The sequence below is a fragment of the Pseudoalteromonas sp. P1-26 genome, from assembly GCF_001401795.1.
Taxonomy (GTDB): Bacteria; Pseudomonadota; Gammaproteobacteria; order Enterobacterales; family Alteromonadaceae; genus Pseudoalteromonas.
The window spans coordinates 1-8,954 of the sequence record NZ_LKDX01000079.1 but is presented as its reverse complement, the minus strand read 5'-3'; the positions used below and the strand labels follow the sequence as shown (position 1 = coordinate 8,954).

9 protein-coding genes are annotated in these 8,954 nt (G+C 43.9%); 3 read left to right on the top strand and 6 right to left on the bottom strand.

The genetic code is table 11. The features are described 5' to 3' along the window. Nucleotides 1–445, top strand: a 445-nt coding sequence (locus tag AN394_RS20490) for a zinc ribbon domain-containing protein (RefSeq protein WP_152968962.1), incomplete at its 5' end; no start/stop codon positions are given. A gap of 157 nt (nucleotides 446–602) precedes the next feature. Here the strand turns inward: AN394_RS20490 and AN394_RS20485 are convergent. The 6 genes from AN394_RS20485 to AN394_RS20460 form a co-directional block, all read right to left on the bottom strand. Then, the gene (locus AN394_RS20485) at nucleotides 603–1,202 is read right to left on the bottom strand and encodes an isoprenylcysteine carboxylmethyltransferase family protein (RefSeq protein ID WP_004588581.1); all 600 of its coding nucleotides are present in this window, start codon (nucleotides 1,200–1,202) and stop codon (nucleotides 603–605) included. 125 nt (nucleotides 1,203–1,327) lie between these two features. Next, a complete protein-coding gene (locus AN394_RS20480; protein WP_055022428.1) occupies nucleotides 1,328–4,438 on the bottom strand; it encodes an efflux RND transporter permease subunit in 3,111 nt (1,036 codons plus the stop codon). Nucleotides 4,439–4,498: 60 nt separating this feature from the next. Then, nucleotides 4,499–5,434 (bottom strand): efflux RND transporter periplasmic adaptor subunit, encoded by a 936-nt coding sequence (locus AN394_RS20475; protein ID WP_055022427.1) that lies wholly within the window; start codon nucleotides 5,432–5,434, stop codon nucleotides 4,499–4,501. Nucleotides 5,435–5,448: 14 nt separating this feature from the next. Further along, nucleotides 5,449–6,768, bottom strand: coding sequence for a TolC family protein (locus AN394_RS20470; protein WP_055022426.1), 1,320 nt, complete (start codon nucleotides 6,766–6,768; stop codon nucleotides 5,449–5,451). 72 nt (nucleotides 6,769–6,840) lie between these two features. Next, a complete protein-coding gene (locus AN394_RS20465; RefSeq protein WP_015065927.1) occupies nucleotides 6,841–7,257 on the bottom strand; it encodes a hypothetical protein in 417 nt (138 codons plus the stop codon). Then, on the bottom strand, nucleotides 7,223–7,840 hold the full coding sequence (locus tag AN394_RS20460; RefSeq protein ID WP_036973831.1) for a cation transporter: 618 nt from the start codon (nucleotides 7,838–7,840) through the stop codon (nucleotides 7,223–7,225). Before AN394_RS20460 ends, AN394_RS20465 begins: the two co-directional genes overlap by 35 nt. Before the next feature lie 79 nt (nucleotides 7,841–7,919). Here AN394_RS20460 and cadR point away from each other — a divergent pair, with 79 nt between their 5' ends. Both cadR and AN394_RS20450 read left to right on the top strand, forming a co-directional pair. Then, nucleotides 7,920–8,309: a Cd(II)/Pb(II)-responsive transcriptional regulator gene (gene cadR, locus AN394_RS20455; protein ID WP_004588587.1), complete on the top strand. Its 390-nt coding sequence runs from the start codon at nucleotides 7,920–7,922 to the stop codon at nucleotides 8,307–8,309. A gap of 128 nt (nucleotides 8,310–8,437) precedes the next feature. Continuing rightward, on the top strand, nucleotides 8,438–8,911 hold the full coding sequence (locus tag AN394_RS20450) for a hypothetical protein (protein ID WP_055022425.1): 474 nt from the start codon (nucleotides 8,438–8,440) through the stop codon (nucleotides 8,909–8,911). Nucleotides 8,912–8,954: the final 43 nt, after the last annotated feature.

Genomic DNA, 8,954 nt, shown 5'->3' with positions numbered 1-8,954 from the left:
TTCACGACAGATAATCAATGAAACTGATATAGCGTGTTTTGAAGATTTAAACGTAAAAGCGATTCAAAAGTTCAATGGCAGCATGGTTGCCGATAACGTAATGGGGCTGATAACTCAGCTTTCAAAATACAAAGCTGAGTTAGAGGGTAAGTTGTATCACGAAATTGGTCGATTTGAGAAGTCCACTGGGATCTGCTCAGAGTGCGGCCAAAACCATGTTTTAACATTGAACGATAGGTATTTCACTTGTGTAGCTTGCGGAACGTATCAAAACCGTGATCTATCGTCGGCTAAGAGCATAGAAAAGACAGGTGAATTAGATTTAATTGCGGCTGGAATCGTCGCAAGGGTAGCACCCGTATCTCAGGAGAAACAATCCGTTAAAACGAAAGTCTTCGAATTATCGAAGTTGGATTTTGGATCTGAGAAAAAAGAAGCAGCCTAGCCGTTAAGCTAGACTGTAGAAGCCCAGTGATCAGAGCGAAGCGATGTCGCTGGGTAGTTCACTTAAGAATAACGACAGTTCATAAAAATGGACGTTAAAAGATACCGTTCGTTAGTTTATGCATATAAAGCAGCCTGCGCCATTACTTATTTAAGCGTCAAAACTTAAAGCGTGAAAGCTTAGGTATGTATCGGTTAGTGTCAGACTTATATTTTAGAAAATCATCGCCATGCACTTTCTTCAAATAAGGCTCTTCAATTTGTCGAACAATCACTTCAATGCAAATCCAACATACAAAAGCACATGCCCAAAGCAGCAAATGTGGGAACGTTATACACACCCCTGCCCAAAATAGAAAAATACCAAAGTAAATGGGGTTGCGAGACTTTGCGTAAATCCCGTGGGTAATAAGTGCAGTCGTTTCTTGCTGGTCAACGCCAATACGCCATGAATCTCCCATTTGAATTTGAGACAACAAAGTTACAGCAATTCCGCAGGCGCCAATCAAGGAGCCGAGAAGCTGAAATGGAATTGAAGGAACAAATAGTAGGGGCGCACGTCCTAAGTAACCAAAAAGAACTAGACCAAATGCAAAGCAAAACGTAACCACGAATATAGCCCCTGGTACAATTTCTATTAATGGTGCGTTTATAGATGCTGCTCTTATACCAAAATCACCATTTCTCTTATATTGAACAAAGCTTCTACCGAGGACGGCTAGCGCCAAAAAACTACTAATTAAAATAAGCGAAACCATATCTATCCTTATCGTACATGACGTTAAGAATATGATTGTAAAGTCTATACTTAATAAAGAGTCAATAGGTACCTAAAAATCGTTCAGGTAAAACTTGGGCATTTACGAATAAATGCCCAAGAACACTACTGATCCCCTTTACTATGCACGAGTCGATAGAGTACAGGCAGCACTACCAGTGTTAGCAAGGTTGACGATATTATCCCGCCGATGACCACCGTGGCCAAAGGCCGTTGCACCTCTGCACCTATGCCCGTATTGAGCGCCATGGGCACAAATCCAAGGCTTGCCACTAGTGCTGTCATTAATACCGGACGCAAGCGAATAAGTGCCCCTTCAACAATGCTATTCACTAATTCTCCGGTTTCTAGCAAACGTTGCTTGATGAAGGACAGCATTACCAATCCGTTTAATACGGCAATCCCAGACAACGCGATAAATCCTACCGACGCGGATATGGATAAAGGCATATCCCTTAACCAAAGGGACATTACACCGCCTGTTAATGCCAAAGGGATACCTGTGAAGATAATCAACGCATCGCGTATAGAACCAAACGCAATTACCAGCATTGTCAAAATCACAAACAACGTAACCGGTACCACAATCGTCAATCGTTGACTCGCACTTTCGAGCTGCTCAAAGGTTCCACCATAGTCGAGCCAATAACCAGCAGGTAAATCTACTTCATCATTAATTCTCGCCTGAGCTTCTTCAACAAAAGTGCCAATATCTCTGTCACGCACATTTGCTGTGACAACAATACTACGTTTGCCATTCTCCCGGCTTATTTGGCTAGGTACTTCTTTAAATGCAAGTGTGGCTAATTCGCTTATTGGTACATGCTCACCAGAGGGCGTGACTATGGGAACGCTCTCAAGCTGAGTGAGTTCATTTCGAATGTCGTCGGCATATCGCACGACAATTTCAAAGCGTCTGTCGCCCTCAAAAATCATTCCAGCGGTTTCTCCACCTGTCGCAGCATTGAGCCATAACTGCAAGTCGGCTATATCCAAACCAAAGCGTGCCAATTGATCAGGCTTTGGTGTGACGGTGAAGATTGGAATGCCTTCTACCTGCTCAAGCCTCGCGTCATCAGCCCCTTCAATCGTTGAAATAACGGACAAAATGTCAGAAGCAGATGCAAAGAGGGTATCTAAGTCATCCCCAAATAGTTTTATGCCCAAATCTGCCCTTACCCCACTGATCAATTCATTAAACCGCATTTGAATAGGTTGGGTAAATTCATAATTATTGCCGGGCAAGGTAAACAAGTCCTCTTCAAACGTTTCGACTAGCTCGGCTTTAGTCATTGATGGATCGGGCCATTGTTCCCTAGGCTTCAAAATAACAAACGTATCAGTAATGTTGGGCGGCATAGGATCGGTAGCGACCTCACCCGTACCCGTGCGACCGAATACCGTCTGAACTTGCTCATACTGCATAAGTTTCGCTTCAAGAGTTTTTTGCATTTCAACTGCTTGTTCTACCCCAGTCCCAGGGATGCGTATCGCTTGTACTAAGATATCACCTTCATTGAGCTGGGGAATAAACTCGGAGCCTAATTTACTGCCCATCCATAAACTGCCGACAACCAAAGCACTCGCTGCTACTACCACTAGCCATCTAAAACGCAGCGCTCCGGTTAAAACAGGACGATATACTGCCTTTGCACCTTTAATAATTGGGCTTTCTTTTTCGCTAATTTTACCTCTCATGAAAATTGCTATCGCCGCAGGCACTACGGTAAAACAAAATACCATTGCGGCAAGCAAAGCCATTATCACGGTCGCTGCCATGGGGTGGAACATTTTACCTTCGACGCCAGTGAGCGTGAACAAGGGGATATAAACAATGGTAATGATCAATACACCAAACAAACTGGGGCGTATGACTTCATTAGTGGCTTCATATACAACATTCAGCCTTTCTTTGAGCGGTAGAGTAGCGCCGTTTTGTTTCTGGGATTCGGATAATCGTCTGATACAGTTTTCAACAATGATAACTGCGCCATCGACAATCAAGCCAAAATCCAGTGCGCCTAAACTCATCAAGTTAGCAGACACATCTGTTTTGACCATGCCCGATATCGTGGCAAGCATTGCCAAGGGTATTACAGCGGCGGTAATAAGTGCAGCTCGCACATTCCCAAGCAAAACGAATAGCACAACGATGACAAGTAAAGCGCCCTCGACGAGGTTTTTCTGCACTGTGTCGATGGTTTTGTCAACGAGGCTTGTCCTATCGTAAACCGCTTCAAGGATTACGCCCTCGGGTAAGCTTGTTTTAATGGTTTCGAGCTTACTGTCCACAGCTTTGGCGACCGTACGAGAGTTTTCTCCCACTAACATCATTGTCGTGCCAATCACTGTTTCTTGGCCATTTAACGTGCCGGCTCCAGAGCGCAGCTCTTTACCGAGGTTGATTTGGGCGATGTCTTGAATTTTTACCGGTACGCCATCAATGATCTTAACAACCACTTGGCCGATATCGTCGATGCCCTTAAGTTGGGCTTCCGATCTGATCAGTACTTGTTGCCCATTTTGTTCTACAAAACCAGCGCCTTGATTCGCATTGTTGCGTTCTAGCGCACTGAGAAGGTCACCTGTACTTATCCCAAAGTTTATCATTGCGACTGGATTAGGATTCACATGATATTGCTTTTCAAATCCGCCTATCGCATAAACCTCGGTCACCCCCTCAACAAGCGACAATTGGGGCTTAATTACCCAATCATGGATCTCCCTTAATGCCATAGCATCATAGGGTTGACCGTTGTCCTGTCGCGCCTGAGGCTCAGCACTTAACGAGTACATGTAAATTTCACCCAAGCCTGTGGAGATAGGGCCCATTTCAGGGGTTAACCCTGTTGGCAATTGCGCCGCGATGGCGGTGAGACGCTCGTTGACGAGATTTCGTGCGAAATATAAATCAGTGCCCTCTTTAAACACGACTGTGACTTGCGACAAACCATAGCGTGATATCGAGCGGGTATACGATAAATTAGGCAAACCGGCCAGCGAGGTTTCAACTATAAACGTTATGCGTTGTTCAGTCTCCAAAGGCGAGTAACCTGGGGTTGCGGTATTTATCTGCACTTGCACGTTGGTGATATCAGGCACAGCATCAATCGGCAATTGTTTGTAACTATACATACCAAAAAAGGCGACAAACAAGGCGAACAACATCATGACACCACGTCGCTCAATGGATAGACGGAGTATTGGTGCTATCATGTTCTCACCTCACCGTTTTTATGGACTTGGCTTTGCTTTTGACAATAAATGCGCAGGTAATTAGTCATCATCGCCCGCCTCCATTTTTAATAAATCAGCTTTTAGTAGATAGCTATTTTCTACAACGACTTGCTGGCCTATTTGAACGCCCTTCACAATCTCTACTAAACGGTTGTCCGTGTTCCCAATCTTTACTTGGCGGGGGTAAAATCGCTCCCCTTCTTTGACAAAAACAATGGTTTGCCCATCTAACTCTTGTATTGAACTTTTGGGGAGAGCCAGATTGACTTCTTGGAACCCAATCTGAATATAACCCTCTACCATAGCGCCTAAAGGCCAATAACCACTGCCATTATCAACGTTCACAAACGCGATAGAATAAGGTTTGTCATCAGGTGAGGACGTAATGTGGCTTATACTTGATTGTTGCTGCAATTCCTCAAGCCTTAAAGTGACTTCCATATCAGCGGCAATACGAGTACGTTGTTTGGGGAAAATAGCCAATTGAGCAATTGCGCGAGAGTAATTAGCAACAGAAAGCAGTACTTGACCGTTGGTGAGCTCACCATCATTGGCGTGTCTAGCTATGATTTTTCCAGACATCGGTGAGGTGATTGAGTATTGATTTAAACTCTCGTTTGACTCAATGATTGCCAGTGTGCCACCTTTTTCTACTTTATCTCCAATATTCACCATGATACGTTTTACAACACCGTCGAAGCGGGCACGAATATGACTCAGTGACGCAGGATCATGAACTATCCGCCCAAAGGTTCTGGTTGTGAGCGATAATGTTCCTGATGCGGCCGATGCAGTCACGATATCGTGTTCAAGCATCCGTTCTTGAGATAACACTACGTACTCGGGTCTTTCTTCGGCTTCCTCATCGTCATCATCAGCCAGGGCGACAGAAGCAAACAGTAAAGTAACTAGCATGACTAACATGCCAAGCAAGTCACGTGCGCTAGTAACTAATGTAAATTGTGATTTATTCATTATTTTTTCTCTATTCATTGTGATGATTGAGCAGACGTCGAGGGAGAGTCAGAAAACACGGGAATTCCCGTAAGTGCCTCTAGATCTGCGCTTCGAAGGTGAACTAAGCCTGCGGCTTTTATCATAGTTCGTTGCATATCTATGAGTTGCTGTTGCGTTGTCACCCACTCTATGTAGTTGTAGCGACCACTTTCATAGCCATCCCGCGCCAATTTCAATGCAGATTCCAATGTTGGGACGACATTGTCTTGAAGGGTCGTAACAGTGAGCAAGGCTTGGTCTTTTGCGCTAATGACTTGATTTAATTGGCGAGTGAGTTCACGAATTTTCGCTTGTTTTTGATAGTCTATACTGTCAAGCAATGCGCGCTGTTGTTCGTATTCACCTAGATTCCGCTGCTTGGTATTTAACGGCACCGAAATACTGGCGACTAACGCTGTGTCATCAATTCCCTGCATTCTTCGGATACCGGCTTCCCACGCAATGTCGAACTGCTGACTGGCCTGAACCACTCTCAATCTGGCCTCTTGTACCCGATAGTTATCAGCATAAAGCAGAACGTGTGGATTGCTTTGAAGCTGTGAAAGCATATGTTCAAGTGATAGTGAATTTGGAAACGATAACAGTGTCCCTTCAACTTCCGCAAACGCAGCGTTAGTGTCACCCCACATGATGGCCAGGTCGCGTTTATACTCATTGAGTTTTTGTTCACTTATCAATAACGACAAACGCGCCTGCGACAACGCTGACTCTGCACGTTTTTTCTCAAGTGGTGAAGAAGCCCCCGCTTCAACCCGTGTAGAGACTGTCTGAAGCATTGTGCGAGCCAGCATTTCAGCTCGTTGCTCAGTCTTGTGCAACGCTTGTTGGACAATGACATTGATATATCGTCGAGTTGTTTCACCCAAGATGTCCAGCGTACGAATGCGCCGTTGTGTAAGCAGTTGTGCTTTTTTTGAACTCACCACATTCATTCGGCCGCTGACTTTATCTCCAAGCTCGATGACCGACGATAAGGTCAGTGTCAATTCGGCATCTTTAATACCAGACACTTCGCCTGTTCCCAACACATTATCAACTTCAACCCCAACAGACATTTCAGGTCGTAAGCTGGCCATTTTTGATTCACCATCCAAAGCCGAAGATTTAAATTCGAACACAACTAAATCTGGGTTGTTTGATAATGTGCGTTTGAGCGCATTTTCAAGCGTGATTGAAGACTTTTGCGCATTGGCAGATTGAACAGATATGCTCATGGTTACCAGTGCAGCAGATATCAATTTCAGATACGCTGAGCTAGCTTTTTTTATGCCCAGTGGGCGTGAAGAACTCATAAAAGAACCTTTTGTTCATAAGATAACGACATACATGGAAAGCACCCATGCAAACATATAGGAGGGAATGGATTAATGTTGAGGTGGGCGCAAAAGGCCTTCGACTAGGCCGTCAGTGACGTTGCGGGAATAACTGTATTGATTGGTATATAACGGTTTAGATACGTCATTTATTGGGTGCTGTGCCAGAAACTTAATCTGTCCACATTGACACAGCACACAATGGAAACACTTAGACTCTTCACTCGACGTATTATCACCAGCATTTACATTTTTTTCGGGAACATCATAAGTGCCTATCGACTTTGATTGTTCAGGGACTGACGATACCTCCGCAGGGTAGTCATCGCATTGAGCGGCGAACGAAAAGCCCGATTGACACATGAGCAAAGTAATAAGTAGCCATGCCAACCTACGCAGTTTTGATGTGCAATTAAAAATTGGCATTTTCTTATCAACTTTGCGCATTAAGCGCTCGCTGTCTTTCATTTCCAGCATCTTCGAGGATCATTTTTGCCCCGCGCAACACAACGCACGAAACTATCACACCGATAACCAGATCAGGCCATCGAGAATCGAGCCAAAACACCAAAACGCCAGCAAAGATAACACCTAAGTTGGCAATCACATCGTTGGCTGAAAATATCCAGCTTGCCCGCATATGCACTTCTTCATTTCTTTGTTTGCGTATGATCACAAGACAAATGACATTAGCAACCAGTGCAACTGCCCCCATAGCCATCATTAGTCCCGATACAGGTTCGCTACCGTAAATTGACCGTCTTACAATATCAATGATAATCAACACACCCAGTGCCATCTGAAAAAAGCCGCTAATTCTAGCCGCATTGGCTTTGTGCAATAGCGATTTACCAATAGCATAAAGGGCAACACCATAGACAACTGCGTCGGCGAGCATATCAAGTGAATCGGCTATTAATGCGGTTGAATGAGCAAGCAACCCGATCCCCATTTCTATAACAAACATTGTCGCGTTTATTCCCAAAAGCCAATACAAAACCTGTCGTTGAGACTGGTCTTTTATTTCAACTTCGCACCCACATCCGCTCATTAGAAACACACTCTTTACTGATGAATAGTATGAGTATAAAGTCTATACTTGGTATAGAGTCAACGGTTAGGAGAAAAAAATGAAAATTGGTGATGTCGCAAAGACGACAGGTTGTAGTATTCAGACCATTCGTTTTTATGAAAAGAAAGGGCTATTGCCTGAGCTCAAGCGCTCAAGTGGAAATTATCGTGTCTACGACAAGGGGACTATTGAACAACTCCTATTTATTAAACAGTGTCGTTCATTGGATATGTCTATCATGGAAGTAAAAACGCTCATGGACAGTCGTTCGAAGCCAGATCAGAGCTGTTCAAATATCAATACGTTAATAGCTAAGCATTTATCAGACGTCATTATTCGCATTGAAGAGCTAAACGCATTAAAGTCATCACTCGAAAATATGGCGTCAAAGTGTGATCAAAACAAAACCATTAGGGACTGTGGCATTTTAAATTATTTACACACTTAAAAGTGTAAGAAGCACACAGTTTCACTGTGCGCACTCGCCTCAACGTGTATCTATCGGCTAACATTCGTCATTTGTGTAGATTTATAAGGCAAAAATCAATAGCCTGAACTTTTGATACTGAGTCAGCCATGCATATTCATTTGTGGCCCTACAAAGCGATTTACATCGGAATCAGTCCTGATAATGATGTTCATGCACATCATGCTGTCCAAATTTGCATTGGTTTAGACAAAGACATCTCGGTTCAAGATTACAAGGCACAAAGTATTCACACCGGACAATGTATTGTGATTTTCGAAGATGTCCCTCACAAGGTTTTGGCACAGGACAATCAGATTGTAGTCATCTATTTAGAGCCTGAAGATAGGCAAAACCAACAATTTCTCAAAGCCTTACGTCAAGCCAGGAGTGATGGAATTAATACTCTGCCGCTTACTAGCAAAGAATTGGGATCCATTTCTCAGCATCTATTTACTGACGTCGATATCGACAAAGTGTGGAAAACAGTAAATAAAGCGGTAGGGCTAGTCTATAGTCCTGCGCTTTCATCGCGCCCGAGGGCGTTCAGAATTCTGTGTCAGCCTAAATTGCTAAATATCTAGCACGCCATCTAACCTACCTTCGAAGTGAATGGCTAATTGCGAC